The 18,511-nt window shown below is 69.9% G+C and carries 16 protein-coding genes; 7 read left to right on the top strand and 9 right to left on the bottom strand.

The genetic code is table 11. The annotated features are described in order from the left end of the window. Nucleotides 1-174 precede the first annotated feature (174 nt). Both galE and yczE read right to left on the bottom strand, forming a co-directional pair. The gene (galE, locus tag ASD30_RS01715) at nucleotides 175-1,194 is read right to left on the bottom strand and encodes a UDP-glucose 4-epimerase GalE (protein WP_056676075.1); all 1,020 of its coding nucleotides are present in this window, start codon (nucleotides 1,192-1,194) and stop codon (nucleotides 175-177) included. Nucleotides 1,195-1,203: 9 nt separating this feature from the next. Next, nucleotides 1,204-1,866 carry a membrane protein YczE gene (yczE, locus tag ASD30_RS01710; protein WP_056679081.1) on the bottom strand — a complete coding sequence of 221 codons (663 nt, stop codon included), beginning with the start codon at nucleotides 1,864-1,866 and terminating at the stop codon, nucleotides 1,204-1,206. A 62-nt stretch (nucleotides 1,867-1,928) separates the two neighbouring features. Between yczE and yczR the strand changes: the two genes are divergently transcribed. Beyond that, entirely contained in the window at nucleotides 1,929-3,371 is a 1,443-nt protein-coding gene (gene yczR, locus ASD30_RS01705; protein ID WP_056676063.1) for a MocR-like transcription factor YczR, read from the top strand. Here the strand turns inward: yczR and ASD30_RS01700 are convergent. Both ASD30_RS01700 and serA read right to left on the bottom strand, forming a co-directional pair. After that, nucleotides 3,368-4,507, bottom strand: a complete 1,140-nt coding sequence (locus tag ASD30_RS01700) for a glycoside hydrolase family 16 protein (RefSeq protein ID WP_056676061.1) — start codon at nucleotides 4,505-4,507, stop codon at nucleotides 3,368-3,370. The genes yczR and ASD30_RS01700 overlap by 4 nt on opposite strands. Nucleotides 4,508-4,600: 93 nt before the next feature. Further along, nucleotides 4,601-6,187 carry a phosphoglycerate dehydrogenase gene (gene serA, locus ASD30_RS01695; protein WP_056676058.1) on the bottom strand — a complete coding sequence of 529 codons (1,587 nt, stop codon included), beginning with the start codon at nucleotides 6,185-6,187 and terminating at the stop codon, nucleotides 4,601-4,603. Nucleotides 6,188-6,543: 356 nt separating this feature from the next. Here serA and ASD30_RS01690 point away from each other — a divergent pair, with 356 nt between their 5' ends. Both ASD30_RS01690 and ASD30_RS01685 read left to right on the top strand, forming a co-directional pair. Beyond that, entirely contained in the window at nucleotides 6,544-8,127 is a 1,584-nt protein-coding gene (locus ASD30_RS01690) for an ABC-F family ATP-binding cassette domain-containing protein (protein WP_056676055.1), read from the top strand. 81 nt (nucleotides 8,128-8,208) lie between these two features. Then, nucleotides 8,209-8,688: a hypothetical protein gene (locus ASD30_RS01685; protein WP_156388854.1), complete on the top strand. Its 480-nt coding sequence runs from the start codon at nucleotides 8,209-8,211 to the stop codon at nucleotides 8,686-8,688. Nucleotides 8,689-8,700: 12 nt separating this feature from the next. On the opposite strand, the gene ASD30_RS01680 is transcribed toward ASD30_RS01685, so the two are convergent. Both ASD30_RS01680 and argG read right to left on the bottom strand, forming a co-directional pair. Further along, nucleotides 8,701-9,756, bottom strand: coding sequence for a type IV toxin-antitoxin system AbiEi family antitoxin domain-containing protein (locus tag ASD30_RS01680; protein ID WP_056676049.1), 1,056 nt, complete (start codon nucleotides 9,754-9,756; stop codon nucleotides 8,701-8,703). 163 nt (nucleotides 9,757-9,919) lie between these two features. Next, nucleotides 9,920-11,350, bottom strand: coding sequence for an argininosuccinate synthase (gene argG, locus ASD30_RS01675; protein WP_056676044.1), 1,431 nt, complete (start codon nucleotides 11,348-11,350; stop codon nucleotides 9,920-9,922). A 111-nt stretch (nucleotides 11,351-11,461) separates the two neighbouring features. Between argG and ASD30_RS01670 the strand changes: the two genes are divergently transcribed. Then, the gene (locus tag ASD30_RS01670) at nucleotides 11,462-12,553 is read left to right on the top strand and encodes an Rv0361 family membrane protein (protein WP_156393482.1); all 1,092 of its coding nucleotides are present in this window, start codon (nucleotides 11,462-11,464) and stop codon (nucleotides 12,551-12,553) included. A 10-nt stretch (nucleotides 12,554-12,563) separates the two neighbouring features. Here ASD30_RS01670 and ASD30_RS01665 read toward each other — a convergent pair whose 3' ends face one another. Beyond that, nucleotides 12,564-13,274 carry a DsbA family oxidoreductase gene (locus ASD30_RS01665; RefSeq protein WP_056676037.1) on the bottom strand — a complete coding sequence of 237 codons (711 nt, stop codon included), beginning with the start codon at nucleotides 13,272-13,274 and terminating at the stop codon, nucleotides 12,564-12,566. A gap of 142 nt (nucleotides 13,275-13,416) precedes the next feature. On the opposite strand from ASD30_RS01665, the gene ASD30_RS01660 reads away from it, so the two are divergent. The 3 genes from ASD30_RS01660 to ASD30_RS01650 all read left to right on the top strand — a co-directional run bounded on the left by ASD30_RS01660 (nucleotide 13,417) and on the right by ASD30_RS01650 (nucleotide 16,060). Beyond that, nucleotides 13,417-14,316 carry an ABC transporter ATP-binding protein gene (locus tag ASD30_RS01660; protein ID WP_056676034.1) on the top strand — a complete coding sequence of 300 codons (900 nt, stop codon included), beginning with the start codon at nucleotides 13,417-13,419 and terminating at the stop codon, nucleotides 14,314-14,316. Beyond that, nucleotides 14,313-15,119 carry an ABC transporter permease subunit gene (locus ASD30_RS01655; protein ID WP_056676029.1) on the top strand — a complete coding sequence of 269 codons (807 nt, stop codon included), beginning with the start codon at nucleotides 14,313-14,315 and terminating at the stop codon, nucleotides 15,117-15,119. Before ASD30_RS01660 ends, ASD30_RS01655 begins: the two co-directional genes overlap by 4 nt. A gap of 101 nt (nucleotides 15,120-15,220) precedes the next feature. Continuing rightward, nucleotides 15,221-16,060: a hypothetical protein gene (locus tag ASD30_RS01650; protein ID WP_156393481.1), complete on the top strand. Its 840-nt coding sequence runs from the start codon at nucleotides 15,221-15,223 to the stop codon at nucleotides 16,058-16,060. Between the two features lie 21 nt (nucleotides 16,061-16,081). Here the strand turns inward: ASD30_RS01650 and efeB are convergent, their stop codons facing one another. Together efeB and efeO are read right to left on the bottom strand one after the other, a co-directional pair. Beyond that, the gene (efeB, locus tag ASD30_RS01645; RefSeq protein WP_056676024.1) at nucleotides 16,082-17,341 is read right to left on the bottom strand and encodes an iron uptake transporter deferrochelatase/peroxidase subunit; all 1,260 of its coding nucleotides are present in this window, start codon (nucleotides 17,339-17,341) and stop codon (nucleotides 16,082-16,084) included. After that, complete coding sequence (gene efeO / locus ASD30_RS01640; protein WP_056676022.1) at nucleotides 17,338-18,510, bottom strand: iron uptake system protein EfeO; 1,173 nt, start codon at nucleotides 18,508-18,510, stop codon at nucleotides 17,338-17,340. Before efeO ends, efeB begins: the two co-directional genes overlap by 4 nt. Nucleotide 18,511: the final 1 nt, after the last annotated feature.

Here is an 18,511-nt window from a genome sequence, read left to right as displayed (position 1 = left end):
GCAGTTCCCCACGCCTTCGGAGCGAGATGATCAGCTCGGGGCAAGGCAACGGCCCGACACCAGTGCCCACTCAACACCCGTCTCGTCGGCCGCGGGTCACGGTTCGCCTCCCGCTGGCCAGGGCCCGCACCACCGGTCGTGGTCCGCGGGTCACGGCTCAGACTGGAGGCAGGCTCACGCCTCCGGGTAGCCCTGCGGGTTGCCCGACTGCCAGCGCCAGGTGTCGGCGCACATGTCGTCGATGGTGCGGGTGGCCCGCCAGCCGAGTTCGTCGGCCGCGCGAGCCGTGTCGGCCCAGTAGGCGGGCAGATCGCCGGCACGTCGACCGACGACCTCGTGCGGGAGCTCGCGGCCGACCGCACGCTCGAACGCGTGGAACAGCTCGAACACGCTGGTGCCGGTGCCGCCACCGAGGTTGAACGCGCGGACCGGTTCGACCATCGCGTCGAGGTGCTCGAGCGCCGCCACGTGGCCGGCGGCGAGGTCCTCGACGTGGATGTAGTCGCGCTCGCAGGTGCCGTCGGCGGTCGGATAGTCGTCGCCGAAGATGGACAGCTTGTCGCGTCGACCGACCGCCACCTGCGCGATGAACGGCATCAGGTTGTTGGGCACACCCTGCGGGTCCTCGCCCATCGTGCCCGAGCTGTGCGCGCCGACCGGGTTGAAGTAGCGCAGCAGAGCGACCTTCAGTCCGCCGGCGGTGGCCACGTCGGAGAGCACCTGCTCCTGCATCACCTTGGTGCGGCCGTAGGGGCTCGCGGCGGAGAGCGGCTGGTAGTCCTCGTGGTAGGGCACCGGCGCGTGGTCGCCGTACACGGTCGCAGAGGAGGAGAACACCAGACGGTGGACGTCGTGGCGGCGCATCGCGTTGGCGAGCGCGAAGGTCGAGCCGAGGTTGTTGGCGTAGTACTCCAACGGCTTGCCGACGCTCTCCCCCACCGCCTTGAAGCCGGCGAAGTGGATCACCGCGTCGATCTTCTCGTTGGCGAACAGCCGCTCGGTCTTGTCGACGTCGGTCAGGTCGAACGCGTGCACCGGCACGTGGGCGCCCGAGAGCGACTCGATGCGGCCGACCACGCTGGGCTTGCTGTTGGAGAAGTCGTCGACCACGAGCACGTCGTGGCCGGCTTCGATCAGGGAGAGGACAGTGTGGGAGCCGATGTAGCCGGCACCGCCGGAGACGAGAACGCGCATGGGAGAAGACTAGGGCGTGTCGGGTAGCTCGACGGTGAACCACGGCAGCATCGCCTGGGCCAGCGGCCCGATGGCCAGCGCGTAGAGCACCGTGCCCACGCCGAGAGCACCGCCGAGGAGCAGGCCCAGGACGACGACGGCGACCTCGAGTCCGGTGCGCACGAGCCGGAGCGAGCGGCCGGTCCGCCGGGCCAGGCCGGTCATCAGCCCGTCGCGGGGACCCCGGCCGAACTGCGCCCCCATGTAGAGGGCGGTGGCCAGCCCGTTGCCGACGACACCGACGACCAGCAGGGCGATCCGCGGCGCCCAACCGTCGGGCTCGGCGAGCACGGCCAGCGTGGCGTCGGCGGAGAAGCCGACCACGAAGGCGTTGGCGATCGTGCCGAGTCCAGGAACCTCGCGCAGCGGGATCCACAGCAGCAGCACCACGAAGCTGAACAGCACGACGGCCTGGCCGAGGGTGATCGGCACGTGCTGGATGAAGCCCGAGTGGAACACGTCCCACGGGGCCAGACCGAGTGCCCCGCGCACCATCATCGCCAGCGAGACGCCGTACAGCACGAGTCCGATCATCAGCTGCGGCAGGCGCCGCGCGAGGCGTCCGGCGCGGAGCTGTTCGAGGGGGCCGAGGTCGGAGAGCTGGCGTCGCGGGAACGTGGTGCTGAGGGACATGCCCACCATTCTGGTCTCGATTGGCCCTTGAACAAATAGCCAATCGTGGAATAGTGGCCTGTATGTCACGCGTCATATCGGCCCACACCGTGGCCACTCTCGTCGCCGACTTCGACCGCTCCCCGGCGTACGCCGGCCTCGCCGAAGCACTGCGCAGCCTGGTCGCCGACGGCCGGATCGCCCACGGCACCCGCCTGCCCAGCGAGCGCGAGCTCACCGACGCGCTCGCCGTCAGCCGCACCACCGTCACCCGGGCGTACGCCGAGCTCCGTGGGCGCGGCTACGCCGAGGCGAGGCGCGGCGCCGGCACGTTCACCTGTGTGCCGGGCGGACCGACGCGGGCGCCCGACCGGGTGCTCACCCCGCGCGTCGACGGCGAGGACCTGATCGACCTCAACTGTGCCGCAGCCCCCGCCCCGCCGGGCATCGCCGCGGCCTACGAACGCGCCGTCGCCGAGCTGCCCGCGTATCTCACCGGCCACGGCTACTACCCCGTCGGGCTGCCCGAGCTGCGCGAGGCGATCGCCGCGCTGTACGACGCGCGCGGACTGCCGACCGATCCCGAGCAGATCATGGTCACGCCCGGCGCGCTGGCCGCGACCGGTGTCGTGGCCCTGGCCTGCACCGACCCCGGGGACCGGATCATGGCCGAGGTGCCGGTCTACCCCAACGCCACCCGGGCGCTGACCATGCGCTCCACCCGGCTGGTGGGCGCCGGCGTCGATGCCGACGGCTGGGACCTCGCAGGCATCGGCGCGACGATCCGGCAGAGCGCACCGCGTGCGGCGTACCTCATCCCCGACTTCCAGAACCCGACCGGCCACCTCATGCTCGACGCGCAGCGCGAGGAGTACGCCGCCCAGCTGGCCGCCTCGCGCACGTTGGCGATCATCGACGAGGCACACCAGGCGCTCTCGCTCGAAGGCCAGGAGATGCCCCTGCCGATGGCCGCGCACGTCGAGGCGGCCGGCGGTGAGGCGATCACGCTGGGCAGCGCCAGCAAGATGCTGTGGGGCGGCCTGCGCGTCGGCTGGTTGCGGGCTCCCCGCGCCCGGCTCGACGCCCTCACCGAGGCGCGCCTGGCGCTCGACCTCGGTGTGCCCGTGGTCGAGCAGCTCGTCGCGGCCACCCTGCTGCGCGATGACGGCAGCGTGCTGGCCGCGCAGCGAACCCGGCTGCGGGAGCAGCGTGACGCCCTCGCCTCCGCCCTTGCCGAGCAGCTGCCCGAGTGGACCTTCCGGGTTCCCGCCGGCGGCCTGGCCATGTGGTGCGAGCTGCCGTCACCGCGTGCCTCACAGGTGGCCGCCGAGGCCGAGGCGCGTGGCGTCGTGGTCGCGCCCGGTCCGGTCTTCTCACCGACGGGTGGCTACGAACGGTTCCTCCGGATCCCGTGGACCCGCCCCGCCGACGAGCTCGAGGAGGCCGTGGCCCGCATCGCCCAGGCCTGGCGAAGCGGCGACTCCGGCGACGCCCGCAAGACTGCCGAACGGGTGATGGTGGCCTAGCGCCAGACCCTGGCGTAGTCGACGCGCATGGTCGCGGGCAGGGGCGGCGGATCCAGCGGGTCGTAGCCGTTCGTCCCGGAGCCCAGCGCCTGGGTGAACATGACGATGTACTTCTGGCGGAACGCCGGGTCGCCGGAGGTGTTGGTCAGGCACAGCCTGTCGTTGACGTAGATCCGGATCCGGGTGGCCGACCACTCCAGGCGGTAGGTGTTCCACCGGCCACGGTGCGCGACACAGTCGTACGCCGTGTTCGTGTGCGCACCACTGGTGACGGAGCCGTTGACGTCGTTGCGGTAGTGCAGGAACGGGATCGAGAGGTCCGGGTAGACCGAGTAGGTCTCGGAGACGTCGATCTCGCCGGTCGTCGGCCAGTTCAGTTCGACCTCACGATCGTCGGGCCACAGCCAGTAGGCCTCGTGCAGGCCCGGCGCCTCGGTGGCCGTGGTGAAGACGCGAGCCTCGAACCTGCCATAGCGCTGCGACCACTTGTGGTAGGTCGAGACCATGCCCGACGTGAAGATCTTGAAGATGCCTTCGAGCCCCGGACACTCGGCCAGGGTGGCCGGTCGGGCGACGAGACGCAGCGCCCCGTTGCCCACGCTCACGTTGTCGCCGCGGTAACAGGCTGCCGCCCCGGGCGGGTCGCCGGTGATGAAGCCGTCGGTCTGCGGAACCCACTTGGTGGTGTCGAGCGCCGTACCGCTGAAGTCGTCGCGGAACGTGCAGCGCCATGGAGTGCCGTCGGCCTTGAGCGGCCGCACCCCGCAGGCATCGCGGGTGACCAGCAGCCGCGGCACGTAGCGGGTCGCGGACCGTCGACGGCTCGAGGCGTCGACCACCCGGTACCCGGTCTTGCGGGAACTCTTCCAGACGACCGTGCGGAACGCGTGCCGCCGACTCGTGAGCGAGCGCACCCGCACCCATCGCGTGCCCGCTCGCCTCTGCAGGACCACGCGGTCCGCGCGGTGCGCCGTACGACCAGTGAGGTAGACCGTGCCGAGGTTGCGCGCGGAGACCTTGAGCGTGGGGGCGGCTTCGGCGGCGACGGCGACCGGTCCCGTGGCGGGGGTGAGCAAAAGTCCGACGACCATGACCAGCATCGCCAACAACGTCACGACCCGAGTCGTACGGCGCATGGCTCCTCCACAGCGTTTCGTCCGAGAGTGCAGGAAAATCACAACAGCGTCCTGGTGCCACACTCGCACCAGGACGCCGCTGTGTTCAAGAGGTCAGGACAGGTCGACGGCGCGCACGGTCTGCGCGGTCATCGCCTGCTCGATCTCGGCGAGGGTGTCGGCCGGGATCGCGGAGTCGACCGAGAGCGCGACCAGCGCCTGGCCGCCCTTGCCGTCGCGGGCCACCTGCATGCCGGCGATGTTGACCTCGGCCGTGCCGAGGATGCCGCCGACGGTGCCGACCATGCCCGGGCGGTCTTCGTAGGAGAAGAAGGCCAGGTGGTCGGTGGGCTCGATGTCGACGTCGAAGCCGTTGACCTCGACGAGGCGCTCCTTCTGCGCGAGGCCGACCAGGGTGCCCGAGACCGAGACCTGCGAGCCGTCGGCCAGCGTGCCGCGGATCGTGATCAGGTTGCGGTGGTCGGGGCTCTCCGCCTCGGTGACCAGGCGTACGGCGGTGCCGCGCTCGGCCGCGAGCAGCGGCGCGTTCACGTAGGAGACCTGGTCCTCGATGATGTCGGTGAAGACACCCTTGAGGGCGGCCAGCTCGAGCACCTTGACGTCGTACTCGGTGATCTCGCCACGGACCTCGACGTCGATCGACTGCGCGACCTCGCCGGCCAGCGCGGTGAAGACGCGGCCGAGCTTCTCGGTGAGCGGGATGCCGGGACGCACGTCCTCGGCGATGACGCCGCCCTGGACGTTGACCGCGTCGGGGACGAGCTCACCGGAGAGCGCGAGGCGCACGGACTTGGCGACCGCGATGCCGGCCTTCTCCTGCGCCTCGTCGGTCGAGGCACCCAGGTGCGGGGTGGCGACGACGGTCTCGAGCTCGAACAGCGGGCTGTCGGTGCACGGCTCCTTGGCGAACACGTCGAGGCCGGCAGCCGCGATGCGCCCGGTCTTGAGGGCGTCGTACAGCGCGGCCTCGTCGACGATGCCACCGCGGGCGGCGTTGACCAGCACCAGGTTGGACTTGGCCTTGGCCAGCTGCTCGGCGCCGATCAGGCCCACGGTCTCGGGGGTCTTGGGGAGGTGCACGCTCATGAAGTCGGACTCGGCGAGCAGGGTGTCGAGGTCGACCAGGCGGACGCCCATCTGCGCGGCCCGGCCGGCCTGCACGTAGGGGTCGTAGGCGATGACCTTCATGCCGAACGCGCTCAGGCGCTGGGCGACGAGCACGCCGATGCGGCCGAGGCCGACGATGCCGACGGTCTTCTCGTAGAGCTCGATGCCGGTGTACTTGCTGCGCTTCCACTCGCCGTTGCGCAGGCCCGCGTGGCCGGGGCTGATGTTGCGCGCGGCGGCGAGCATCAGGCCGACGGCCAGCTCGGCGGCGGAGACGATGTTGGACGTCGGCGCGTTGACGACCATGACGCCGGCCTGGGTGGAGGCCTTGACGTCTACGTTGTCGAGACCGACGCCCGCGCGGGCGACGACCTTCAGCTTCTTGGCGGCGGCCAGGGCCTCGGCGTCGACCTTGGTGGCCGAGCGGACCAGGATCGCGTCGACGTCGGCGATGGCCGGCAGCAGCTCGGCGCGGTCGGCACCGTTGCAGTGGCGGATCTCGAAGTCGGGGCCGAGCGCCTCGACGGTGGCGGGGCTCAGCTCTTCGGCGATGAGAACGACGGGCTTGCTCACAGCGGATTCCTCGATTTGTGTCGCGGATTTGCGGGACTCGTCCGACGGCCAAGTTGCGGCCGTTCAGGAGGTCGTGCACGACGCTGTGCCCGGACCGGCAATGCTACCCGACCTCCCACGGATGGCCGAGTCCGTCCGCATCGAGACCGCCCCCTCCCGGAAGCAACGCGGGGTCACCGTCGCTCCACACGCGTCGCGACACGGGCAAACCGTCCACGGCACCGCACAGGAGCGGCCTCGAAATTCGTTTGTACGACGCACCCGACCTTGGCATACTGATCCGCGTGAAGTTCTGAGAGCGCCCGTGAAGCCCGTCGTCGACGGGTGGTTCCCTGCCCCGATTCCGAGGCTCGCTCTTGTCATCTCCGCTTCGCTTCTCCCACGTCTCCTTCGCCTGGCCCGACGGGTCACCGGTGATCGACGACCTGAACCTGCTCGTCCCGTCCGGACGCTCGGGGCTGGTCGGCGCCAACGGCTCCGGCAAGTCCACCCTGCTCCGACTCGCCGCGGGCGACCTCGCCCCGACCGGCGGCAGCATCCGCGCCGAGGGCCGGGTCGGCTGGCTGCGCCAGGACCTCACCCTGCGCTCCGACGAACGCGTCGACGACCACCTCGGCGTACGCCGGATCCGTGACGCGATCCGGTCCATCGAGGCCGGCTCCGTCGACGAGTCCGACTACGAGACCGTCGGCGACGCCTGGGACATCGAGGAACGCGCCGGCGCCGAGCTGGCCCGGGTCGGCCTGCCTGCGGACATCCTCGACCGCCGCCTCGGCCAGCTGTCCGGCGGCGAGACCGTCCAGCTCGGGCTGACCCGCCTGCTCCTGCAGCGCCCCGACATCCTGCTGCTCGACGAGCCCACCAACAACCTCGACGCCCGCGCCCGCGAACGGCTCCACGCGGTGGTCGAGTCGTGGCGCGGCACCTTGGTCGTGGTCAGCCACGACCGCGAGCTGCTCGAGCTGGTCGACCGGGTCGGAGACCTCCACGACAACTCCGTCACGTGGTACGGCGGCGGCTACTCGTCGTACGCCGAGCAGGTGGAGGCCGAGCAGGCCGCAGCCGCACAGGCAGCCACGACCGCGCGGGAGGACCTCCGCAAGCAGAAGAACGACCTCGTCGAGACCCAGCGGATCCTCTCCGGGCGCAAGCGCTACGCCGACAAGATGTATGCCAACAAGCGGGAACCGCGGGCGGTGATGAAGCTGCGCAAGCGCTCCGCCCAGGTCTCCGCCGGCAAGTACCGCCAGCTCCACGAGGACCGGCTCGAGTCCGCGCGGGAGCGCCTCGACGACGCCGAGTCGCGGGTGCGCGACGACCGGGAGATCCGGATCGACCTGCCGGAGACCGAGGTGCCACGCGGTCGCGAGGTGCTCCGGCTCGACCTGCACCTGCGCACCGGTGCGCGGGTCGACCTCGACCTCCGCGGGCCGGAACGGATCGCGGTGACCGGTGCCAACGGGAGCGGCAAGACCACGCTCCTGCACACGATCATCGGGTCCCTGGCCCCGGAGGGTGACATGCAGGTGAAGGTGCCGTTCGGCCTGCTCGACCAGCGCCTCGACACCCTCGACGACTCGCTCACGGTCTTCGAGAACGTGGCCGCGCGGGCACCGGCCTCGGACCCGAACGAGGTGCGTGCCCGCCTGGCCCGCTTCCTCTTCCGCGGCTCCAAGGGTGACCAGGTGGCCGGCACGCTGTCCGGTGGCGAGCGCTTCCGGGCGACCCTGGCCGCGGTACTGCTGGCCGACCCGGCGCCGCAGCTGCTGCTGCTCGACGAGCCGACGAACAACCTCGACTTCAGTTCGTACGACGCGCTCGTCTCGGCGTTGGGCGGCTACCGGGGTGCCCTGCTCGTGGTCAGCCACGACGAGGCGTTCCTCGACGAGATCGACGTCCACCGCAGGATCTCGCTGCACGACGTACCCCGTATTGGGTAAGTCGGGCCATCGTCGCGACACGACCGCTTCCGGGTACCTAGATTTTCGAACAGGGGACCACACTGAACGGAAGTCGGGGACATGAAGAGAACATGGGTGTTGGGGCTGGTCATGGGCCTGGTCGGCGTCGTGTTTGCCGCGATGCCGGCGCAGGCCGAGCGGATCGGCGACGAAGGCTGTACGCCGGGCTACTGGAAGAACCACACCGACAGCTGGTCGGAGGGGCCGGGGCAGCCGATCGCCAGCACGACCTTGCTCAACTCGAACCAGGTCAAGTTCCACACGACCGCGGCTCTGGTGGGCGACTCACTGCTCGACGCCCTGAACTACAAGGGCGGAGCCGGAGCGGCCGGCGCCGAGCGCAACCTGATGCGGCACGCGGCCGCCGCCTGGCTGAACGCGGCCACGGAGGACCTCGGGTACCCGTACCGTCGCTTCACGGACCCGTACAACATCGTGGGGACCGTGAACGCGGCCATCGCGAGCGGAGACCCGGCCGCGATGCTGGCCGTGAAGGACGAACTGGCGGCCGCGAACGAGTTGGGGTGCCCGCTGAACTGATCAGCGGCCGACTCAGGCGGTTCGCCTCGACAGTGGAGATTCTCCGGCGCCACGCGCCGGAGAATCTCCTATGTTGAGCCACGTTCGTATCGTGCAGTCCGGACCACACGCGACCGGCCAACCTGCCCAGCCCCGGGCGCGCAGGATCAGCGCGACCGCCGCCGCGAGCCGGCACGGCTCGAGCACCTGCCTCCACCCCGGACGGATCGTCAGCCGATTGCTGATCGCCGCTCCGATGTCGCGATCCAGATCGAGCCATCGATCCTCGGACCACTCGTGGCCGAGTCGTCCGTCGAGCTCGACCAGCAGCAGGTGAGCCAAGTACTCGACGTCCCGGAAGATCACTCCTCCGGGCCCCGCAGGTGCACGACTGATCGGACGGTCTCGATCGACGCGGCGCTGGCGATGCCCCCGAGGAAGACCGTGCTTGCGCTCGACGTCGGAGAGGTAGCGGCGCTCGAGAACCGAGAAGGCTCCGGCGTCGATGTCGACGAGGATCTCGACCAGGAGTCGACGACGAGGCAGGCGTGGTCGCAACTCGATCGCCTCGAGCAACCGCCCCACCGTGGTACGGCGCTGCTGGCACAGATCGGCGAGCACTGCCACCGCCGCAGCATCGTCTCGGGCACTGGAGGCCGCGCCCAGTGCCGCGTGTTCGACCGCGACCCGCGGTGGCGACAGATGGAGCTGCGCGATCTGGTCGAAGTGCTGGCTGCGGTGCAGTTCGACGCCCGGCGCGGGATGGAGTCGCCTGGTGCGGCTCACGAGGAGTTGGACCACCTTCTCCTCTCGACCGAGCCAGGGGCCACGGATCCGGTGCGCACGTAGCGCCGAGAGACCGGTCAGTGCGGCCGGTTCGTGGCAGAGAACCGCGGACCACCACCGTTGCTCGCGGGTCAACGGTCCGGTGTGCTCGACGTAGACACCCTCATGAACGCGTGCCAGCCTCGCTCGACGGCACCATCGCTCGATGTCATTGTCCGTGCCGCCGAGCTCGAGGATCTGTCGACGAGAGATGACACCGTCCTGCAGACGCAGGAGCGAGGCGAGGGCAGCAGTGGATTCCATCCGATGAGCCTGAATCGCACATCGGACCGCAGCAACGGCTCGCTCGGCCGCCTGTGGATGGGAGCGCAATGGAGGCGCCGCCAGACGCACTCACCCAGAAGAAGAAGGAGGTTCTCCGGCGCCAGACGCCGGAGAACCTCCACTGTTTGCAGCAGGAGTGGGTTCAGTCGGTGCCGAACTCCATGGCGGCGCGGTCGAGAGCCTCGTCCTCGTCGCTGATCGACTCACCGCGGTCGGCGATGCGGTCGGCGCCACCGGCCGGGAGCTCACCGAACAGGGTGCCGTTCTCGACGAGCACCTGGCCCTGGTCGAGCGGCTGCCCGGCGTACATCTCGAGCTTGGAGCGCGAGTCGGCGATGTCGAGGTTGCGCATCGTCAACTGGCCGATGCGGTCGAGGGGGCCGAACGCGGCGTTCTCGGTGCGCTCCATCGACAGCTTGTCGGGGTGGTAGGAGAAGTTGCTGCCCGAGGTGGCCAGGACCGTGTAGTCCTCGCCGCGACGCAGCCGGAGGGTGACCTCGCCGGTGACCAGTGACGCGATCCAGCGCTGGATCGACTCGCGGATCATCAGCGCCTGCGGGTCGAGCCAGCGGCCCTCGTAGAGCAGCCGGCCGAGCTTGCGGCCCTCGTTGTGGTACTGCGCGACGGTGTCCTCGTTGTGGATCGCGTTGACCAGCCGCTCGTAGGCGATGAAGAGCAGCGCCATGGCCGGGGCCTCGTAGATGCCGCGCGACTTGGCCTCGATGATGCGGTTCTCGATCTGGTCGGACATGCCGAGGCCGTGGCGGCCACCGATCGAGTTCGCCTCGTGCACCAGGGCCACCGCGTCGTCGTACCGCGTGCCGTTGATGGAGACCGGCCGGCCCTGCTCGAAGCCGATCGTGACGTCCTCGGTCTCGATGGCCACCGACGGATCCCAGAACTTCACGCCCATGATCGGTTCGACGGTCTCGAGGGAGACGTCGAGGTGCTCGAGGGTCTTGGCCTCGTGGGTGGCGCCCCAGATGTTGGCGTCGGTGGAGTAGGCCTTCTCCTGGGAGTCGCGGTAGGGCAGGTTGCGCTCGGTGAGCCAGGCGCTCATCTCGTGCCGGCCGCCGAGCTCGTGGACGAACTCGGCGTCGAGCCACGGCTTGTAGATGCGCAGGTCGGGGTTGGCCAGCAGGCCGTAGCGGTAGAACCGCTCGATGTCGTTGCCCTTGAAGGTCGAGCCGTCGCCCCAGATGTCGACGCCGTCCTCGTGCATCGCGCGGACCAGCATCGTGCCGGTCACCGCGCGGCCCAGGGGCGTGGTGTTGAAGTAGATCCGCGAACCGGAGCGGATGTGGAAGGCGCCGCAGGCCAGGGCGGCCAGGCCCTCGTCGACCAGGGCGGCCTTGCAGTCGACCGCGCGGGCGATCTCGGCACCGTAGGCCAGTGCGCGTCCCGGCACGCCGGAGATGTCGGGCTCGTCGTACTGCCCGATGTCGGCGGTGTAGGTGCAGGGCACGGCGCCCTTGTCGCGCATCCACGCGACCGCGACGGAGGTGTCGAGGCCACCGGAGAAGGCGATGCCGACGCGCTCGCCGACGGGAAGGGAAGTGAGAACCTTGGACATGACCCAACTGTATACGGAGTTGTGCATAATCATGCAATCGGGTTCGTGGACTGTTTCTCGAAGTGCCGGTCGGTTTGTTTGTCGACGCAGCCCGGGTGGGAGACTTCGACCATGAGTCAAGCCTTCTGCCAGCAGTGCGGCACCCGCCGCGAGAACGACGCGGCCCCCCGCTGCTCCGCCTGTGGGGCGGTCTTCCCGGCCCAGGCCGCGGCTCCGGAGGTGCCCAGCGACGAGGCGCCGACGCGTATCGCCGGCCGCCCGGTGCAGAGCCCGCAGCCGCCGCAACAGGCTTCCACTCCCCCGCCGTCGTACGGCGCACCACAGCCCGGCGCACCACAGGCCGGCGCACCACAGCCCGGCGCACCACAGGCCGGCGCACCACAGCCCGGCGTGCCCACCCCGCCGTACGGCGCACCGCAGGCCGGCGCACCACAGCCCGGCGTGCCCACCCCGCCGTACGGCGCACCGCAGGCCGGCGCACCGCAGGGTGGGGCGCAGCAGCCCGGTTACGGCACCGTGCCGCAGCAGGCATGGCAGCAGCAAGGCTTCGGCCAGCAGCAGTGGGGAGCGGCCCCCGGCCAGCCTCAGGGCGGGTCCGGCAAGGGCAAGCTCTGGATCCTGCTCGCCGCGGCCGTGCTCGTCGTCGGCGGCGGGATCACCGCGCTGGTGCTCACCCTCGGCGGAGGAGATGGCGGCGGTGACGACGACAACCTCAGCGACGAGGAACAGATCGAGAACGTCATCACCGACTACAACGACGCCACGCAGAAGCTCGCGTCAGGCGACGCCTCGGCGTGCGACTCCTACCGCGACCTGGTCACCGAGGAGGTCAGCGACGAGGACCTGCAGGAGTGCCGCGACTCCGTCGACGACAGCGCCTCCAGCGACTCCGGCGACTTCTCCTACGAGATCAAGTACAAGAGCGCGGAGATCGACGGAGACACCGCCGTGGCCACGGTCGAGACGACCAGCAGCTTCGGCGACAGCGACCCCGAGACCAGGACCGAGGACCTGCACCTGCGCAAGGTCGACGGCGACTGGAAGCTCGACTTCGACGCCAGCTCGGGCTCGTCGGACGGCGACTCGAGCGACGCGCCGAGCGACTACTCGACCGAGGACTACGACTACGACGACCCGACCGAGTCGCCGAGTGACTACTCCACCTACGACTACGACGTGCCGTCCGAGTCGCCGTCGAACTGACCGACCAGCGTCAGATGGCGCAGCCGTCGGGCCCACAGGCCTGATCGGCTGCGCCGGCGACCATCTGCAGTGACGGGTGGGAGTCGCTCCAGGCGCGGGTCAGTGCCTGGCTGAAGACCTCGGCGGGCTGTGCGCCCGAGATGCCGTACTTGTCGTCCACCACGAAGAACGGCACCCCGGTCGCGCCGAACGCGCCGGCCTGCGCGACGTCGGCGTGGACCTCGTCGCGGAACTCGTCGCCGGACAGCACGGTGGCCACTCGCGCGGCGTCCAGGCCGACGCCGACCGCGATCTCGGTGAGGGTGGCGTGGTCGGCGACGTTGCGCACCTCGACGAAGTTGGCGGCGAGCAGGGCCTCCTTCAGCTCCCCCTGTACGACGGCGCCCGCGTCGTGCAGCGCCAGGTGGAGCAGCCGGTGCGCGTCGACGGTGTTGACCCGCTGGGTCTGCGAGAGGCGGTAGAGCAGCCCCTCCTCCGCCGCGACGGCCTCGACCTGGTCCATCATCCGCTGTGCGTTCTCGACGCCGCCGCCGTACTTGCGGGCCAGGACGTCGACCGTGCGCTCCACCGGCACCGGCGGCGCGGCCGGGTCCAGCTCGTAGGAGTGCCAGACCACCTCGACCTGGTCGGCATGCTCGAAGCCCTGCAACGCCGTCTCGAGTCGACGCTTGCCGATGTAGCACCACGGACACACGACGTCGGACCACACATCAATTCGCATGTCGGGTCAACGCACCCCCCGAGCCGGGGATTCCCGGACCCGGCGTGAGGCGGGCCTCAGGGTCGAGTCAGGGTCGAGTGGGGGACGAAGCGCCCGGCTTCCCCGATGCGGGCGAGGCCTGTTCACCGCGAGGCTTCTGGCCATGATCACTGTTGACTCACTCACCAAGCGGTACCGCGGATTCACCGCCGTCGACGACGTCTCCTTCGTCGCCCGACCCGGCCGCGTCACGGGGTTCCTCGGGCCCAACGGCGCCGGCAAGTCCACCACCATGCGCGTGATGGTCGGATTGACCGAGGCCACCTCGGGCAGCGCCACCATCCAGGGCCAGCCGTTCGCCGAACTGCCCAACCCGGGCCGGCAGGTCGGCGTACTCCTCGACGCCTCGGCCCAGCACGCCGGCCGCACCGGTCGGGAGATCCTGGCCATCGCCCAGCGCACGATGGGCCTGCCGAAGGCAAGGGTCGACGAGATGCTCTCCCTGGTCAGCCTGACCGAGAGCGAGTCGGAGCGCCGGGTGAGGAACTACTCGCTCGGCATGCGCCAGCGCCTCGGCATCGCGACCGCCCTGATCGGCGACCCTGAGGTGCTGATCCTCGACGAGCCGGCCAACGGACTCGACCCGGCCGGCATCCGCTGGATGCGCGACCTGCTGCGGGGATACGCCAACCAGGGCGGCACGGTGCTGCTCTCCAGCCACCTCCTGCACGAGATCGAGGTGATCGCCGACGACCTCGTGATGATCGGCAACGGCCGCATCGTCGCCGAGGGGACGAAGGCCGAACTGTTGCACGCCGCCGGCACCACCGTGCGCACCACCGCCGCAGCCGAGCTGGCCCAGGCCCTGCGCAACGCGGGGATCGTGGTCACCCAGTCGAACGACGGCGCACTGCGCACGGACGCGCCCGCCGACCAGGTCGGCCAGATCGCGCTCAACGCCCGGATCGCGCTCACCGAGCTGCGGTCCTCCGACAACGCGGGTCTCGAAGAGATGTTCCTCGAGCTCACCGCCGAGACCCAACGTGAAGGAGCAGCAGCATGACCACGCTGACCCAGGAGGCCCCCGTCACCTCGGGCACCCGTCCGGCCAAGCACGCGCCCATCCCCCTGTCCCGCATCATGCGCGTCGAGCTGATCAAGATGTTCGACACGCGTTCCGGCTTCTGGCTGATGGCCAGCATCGGCATCGCGGCCGTCCTCGCCACCGCCGCGACGATCATCTTCGCCCCCGAGTCCGAGCTCGACTACGAGGCCTTCGCGACGGCCATCGGCTTCCCCATCGCGATCATCCTGCCGATCATCGGCCTCCTCTCGGTCACGAGTGAGTGGAGCCAGCGCACCGGCCTGACCACGTTCACCCTGCTGCCCAACCGCAGTCTGGTGATCAACGCCAAGCTCCTCGTCGCGGTCGGCATCGGCGTGGTCTCGATGTTCCTGGCGATGGCCATCGGCGCGGTCGGCAACATCGTCGGTACGGCGATCGCCGGCGTGGACACGACGTGGAACGTGAGCGCCTACGAGCTCTCCCTGATCGTGCTGGCCAACGTGCTCGGCATGCTGATCGGCTCGATGCTCGGCGTGCTGATCCGCAACTCCGCCGGCGCCATCGTGGGCTACTTCGTCTACAACGCCCTGCTGCCGACGCTGTTCATGACGCTGGGCAACCTGCAGGAGTGGTTCCGCGACCTGTGGCCGTGGGTCGACTTCGCCTACGCGCAGGGCGCGCTGTTCAACGGCGACCCGAGCGGTGAGGACTGGGCACACCTCGCGGTCACCACCACGATCTGGCTGATCATCCCGCTGGTCGTCGGACTGTTCCTGATCCGCAAGTCCGAGGTGAAGTGACCCTGCGCCTCCAGGTGGCTGCCGGTCGGACCCTCGCCGGGGTCCGGCCGCTCGGCCATCTCCCCTGATTGAGCCGGCTCGAGCTGGGGAAGGATCCGGCCATGAACTCTCCGGTCTGCCCCCGCTGCGGCACTCCCCTGGCCCCGGGCCTCACGGCCTGCGGCCGATGCGGCCTCCCCCTGGGGCAGGCCGCGCCCCCGGCGTACGGCGCGGTGCCCCCGGGCAACGCCTATCCCCCCGCCCCGCCGGCGTACGGCGTACAGCCCGGGGCGCCGGCGCCGGGCGGGAAGCCGCCGCGCAGGCGTGGCCTGGTCGCCGCCGGTGTGATCGGCGCCCTGCTGATCGCCGCAGGCATGGCCGCATTGGTCTTCTTCCTGACCCAGGGCGACGACGACAAGGACGACGTGGCCGGTGACGACACGTCCAGCCAGTCGACCGAGGACCCCACCGACGAGCCGACCGATGACCCGAGCACCGAGTCGACCGAGGACCCCACCGACGAGCCGACGGACGACCCGAGCACCGAGTCGACCGACGACCCGTCCACGGACCCGAGCCCGACCGGCCCGCAGACCTCCGGCACACCCGTGGTGCGCACGCCGCCGACCGGTTCCGACGAGGAGCAGATCCGCCAGCTGGTCCACGACGTCGACACGTGGTTGCAGGCGATCTTCGCCGGCGACTCCGCGCAGTGCGCGAACATGGGCGACTACTTCGTGGACCCCAAGGCCGAGGACATCAAGAGCTGCCGGACCTCGATGGCCCAGCTGGGCAGCGGCGACAACGCCTTCACGTTCTCCCCCGGCGCCATCACCGTGAACGGCGACAAGGGCACCGTGATGATGAAGACCAGCTTCACCTACAACGGCAAGACCGAGAACGACAGCGAGAAGACCGACGTCGTCAAGAAGGACGGCACCTGGTACTTCGTCGAGGACTGACCTCCACGCGTCGTACGTCGGTCAGGCGAACAGCGCCTGGCCGACGTACTCGCCCTTGCCAGCTCCCGGGGGTACGGCGAACAGGGCCGAGCCGGTGAACTTGAGGTACTCCATCAGTGCGTCACTCTGCGCCATCCGGGTCTGCATCGGGATGAACTGGGTGGCCGGGTCACGCACGTAGGCGATGAAGAACAGCCCCGCGTTCAGGCCACCGAGCGCATCGCTGCCGTCGACGAAGTTGTAGCCGCGGCGCAGCATCCGGACCCCGTCGTTCTGCTCGGGGTGCACGACGCGGACGTGGGCGTCGACCGGGATGATCGGGCCGCCGCGGCCGGGCATCTTGAAGTCGGGGTCACTGAACTCCTCGCCACCCGAGAGTGGCGCGCCGGACTCCTTGGTGCGGCCGATGAACATCTGCTGGTCGCCCAGCGACTGCCGGTCCCAGGTCTCGATGCGCATGTTGATCCTGCGCGCGACGAGGTAGGAACCGCCAGCCAGCCAACCCGACTTCGCGTCGTCGGTGTCGGAGACCCAGATGTGCTCGTCGAGCGCCTTGGCCTCCTCTGCCTTCACGTTGGCGGTGCCGTCCTTGAAGCCGAACAGGTTGCGCGGCGTCTCCTGCGACGTCGAGGTGCTCGACGTACGGCCGAAGCCGAGCTGCGACCAGCGCACCGAGACCGTGCCGAACCCGATGCGCGCGAGGTTGCGGATCGCGTGCACGGCGACCTGCGGGTCGTCGGCGCAGGCCTGGACGCAGAGGTCGCCCCCGGAGCGCTCGGGGTCGAGGGCGTCGGCCGGGAAGTGCGGCAGCGGCTCGAGTGACGCGGGCTGCTGGTCGGCGATGCCGAAGCGGTCCTTGCCCTTGGCGTCGCGGAAGAGCGTAGGCCCGAACCCGAACGTGAGGGTGAGCTTCGAGGGCGGCAACCCGATCGCCTCGCCGGTGTCGTCGGGCGGCAGGTCGGTGTCGCCCTCCGTCGGACCGACGGGTCCGGCCGAGCCGCCGGCCATCATGCGCTCGGCCGCCTCGGTCCAGGCGGTCAGCAGCGCGATGAGTGCGTCGCGGTCGTCGGTGACGACGTCGAACGCGGCGAAGTGCAGGCGGTCCTGGGCAGGCGTGGTGATGCCCGGCTGGTGGGCGCCACGCAGGGCGTAGGCGTGCGGTCCGGCGGTCTGGCTGGTGTCGGTCTCGAGGGCCTGGGCCGCGGCGAGGCCGCCGGCCACACCCACGACTGCCGCACCCCCCGTGAAGAGGGTGCGCCGAGAGACGATGGGCTGCTTCATGACCGGGACAGGATCGTGCCCGTCAGCTTCGAGAGGGGCTCGGCAAGGGCCTCGACTGCGACCTTGAGCGCCTTGATCTCGGGCTGCGTGAGCTCGTTGTAGTAGGTGAAACCCGAGTCGGTCCTCTGCGCGTCGAGGAGCTTCTGCAACGCGGCGAACCGGTCGGTCAGCGTCTTCGAGAGGGCGGCGTCCTTGGTCTCGAGCAGCGGCTTGACGCCCTCGAAGGCGACGCGTGCGCCGTCGACGTTGGCCTGGAAGTCCCACAGGTCGGTGCGCGACCAGAACTCCTCCTCGCCGGTGACCTTGCCCTCGGCCACCTCTTCGAGGAGACCGGTGGCACCGTTGGCGATGCCGTCGATCGTGAAGCTGAGATCGCCGTCGACCTTCGTGTCCAGCGTCTTGGTGTTCTTGAGCAGGTCGTCGGCGTAGAACGCGCGCTGCTTGGGCGTCATGGCCTTGTAGCCCTCGGCCCGGGCCGGCCAGAGGTCCTTCTCGATCCGGTGCCAGCCGGTGAAGTCGTCACCCTCGGCGACGTCGGCCTCGCGGAGGTCCATCTTCGGGTCGAGGTCACCGAACGACTCGGCCACCGGCTCGATGCGCTCCCAGTGCACGCGCGCGTCGGCGTACAGGGCCCGCGCCTCGTCGTCCTTGCCCGCCTTGTAGAGGTTGACGAACTGGGTGGTCTTGGTGAGCAGCTGGTCGGTCTGGTCCTGCACGTAGGCGAGGTAGTTCGCGTTGGCTGTGTCGACCAGCGCCTGCTCGTCCTCGGTGACCTCGACCTTCTCGTCGGAGGCGGTGACCGCGAAGTCGGAGCGGATGCCGTCGCCCTTCATGCCCGGCTTGCAGGCGGTGACGTACTTGCCCTCGGGCACCTGCACGGTGAGGCGGCTGTCGAGGTTCTCCCCGATGTTCTCGACCTCACCGATGATGCGCAGGCCGTCTTCGGCGAGCAGGTAGAACTCGGTGACCTGCTTGCCGGCGTTGGTGACGTCGAAGGTCAGCGTCCCCGCGGGCGCCTCGACCTTCGAGACGTCGCAGCCGTCCTCGGTGGAGACCACCTGGATGGAACGCGGGTTGCCCTCGTCGGGCTCCGTGTTCTCCGTGCACGAGGCCACCAGCGGTGCGGCCACGAGCAGGGGGACCAGAACGGCCAGTCTTCTGTTGCGCATC

Origin of the sequence: Nocardioides sp. Root140, from assembly GCF_001426745.1 — a bacterium.
GTDB lineage: Bacteria > Actinomycetota > Actinomycetes > Propionibacteriales > Nocardioidaceae > Nocardioides.
The sequence above is the reverse complement of the archived record's forward strand: the minus strand, read 5'-3'. Positions and strand labels throughout refer to the sequence as shown.

Coding starts and splice junctions, on each gene's coding strand:
- galE (WP_056676075.1), bottom strand. CDS start 1,194: ATGCGCGTTCTCGTCTCCGGCGGTGCCGGCTACATCGGCTCCCACACT.
- yczE (WP_056679081.1), bottom strand. CDS start 1,866: ATGTCCCTCAGCACCACGTTCCCGCGACGCCAGCTCTCCGACCTCGGC.
- yczR (WP_056676063.1), top strand. CDS start 1,929: ATGTCACGCGTCATATCGGCCCACACCGTGGCCACTCTCGTCGCCGAC.
- ASD30_RS01700 (WP_056676061.1), bottom strand. CDS start 4,507: ATGCGCCGTACGACTCGGGTCGTGACGTTGTTGGCGATGCTGGTCATG.
- ASD30_RS01685 (WP_156388854.1), top strand. CDS start 8,209: ATGAAGAGAACATGGGTGTTGGGGCTGGTCATGGGCCTGGTCGGCGTC.
- ASD30_RS01680 (WP_056676049.1), bottom strand. CDS start 9,756: ATGGAATCCACTGCTGCCCTCGCCTCGCTCCTGCGTCTGCAGGACGGT.
- argG (WP_056676044.1), bottom strand. CDS start 11,350: ATGTCCAAGGTTCTCACTTCCCTTCCCGTCGGCGAGCGCGTCGGCATC.
- ASD30_RS01670 (WP_156393482.1), top strand. CDS start 11,462: ATGAGTCAAGCCTTCTGCCAGCAGTGCGGCACCCGCCGCGAGAACGAC.
- ASD30_RS01665 (WP_056676037.1), bottom strand. CDS start 13,274: ATGCGAATTGATGTGTGGTCCGACGTCGTGTGTCCGTGGTGCTACATC.
- ASD30_RS01660 (WP_056676034.1), top strand. CDS start 13,417: ATGATCACTGTTGACTCACTCACCAAGCGGTACCGCGGATTCACCGCC.
- ASD30_RS01655 (WP_056676029.1), top strand. CDS start 14,313: ATGACCACGCTGACCCAGGAGGCCCCCGTCACCTCGGGCACCCGTCCG.
- ASD30_RS01650 (WP_156393481.1), top strand. CDS start 15,221: ATGAACTCTCCGGTCTGCCCCCGCTGCGGCACTCCCCTGGCCCCGGGC.
- efeB (WP_056676024.1), bottom strand. CDS start 17,341: ATGAAGCAGCCCATCGTCTCTCGGCGCACCCTCTTCACGGGGGGTGCG.
- efeO (WP_056676022.1), bottom strand. CDS start 18,510: ATGCGCAACAGAAGACTGGCCGTTCTGGTCCCCCTGCTCGTGGCCGCA.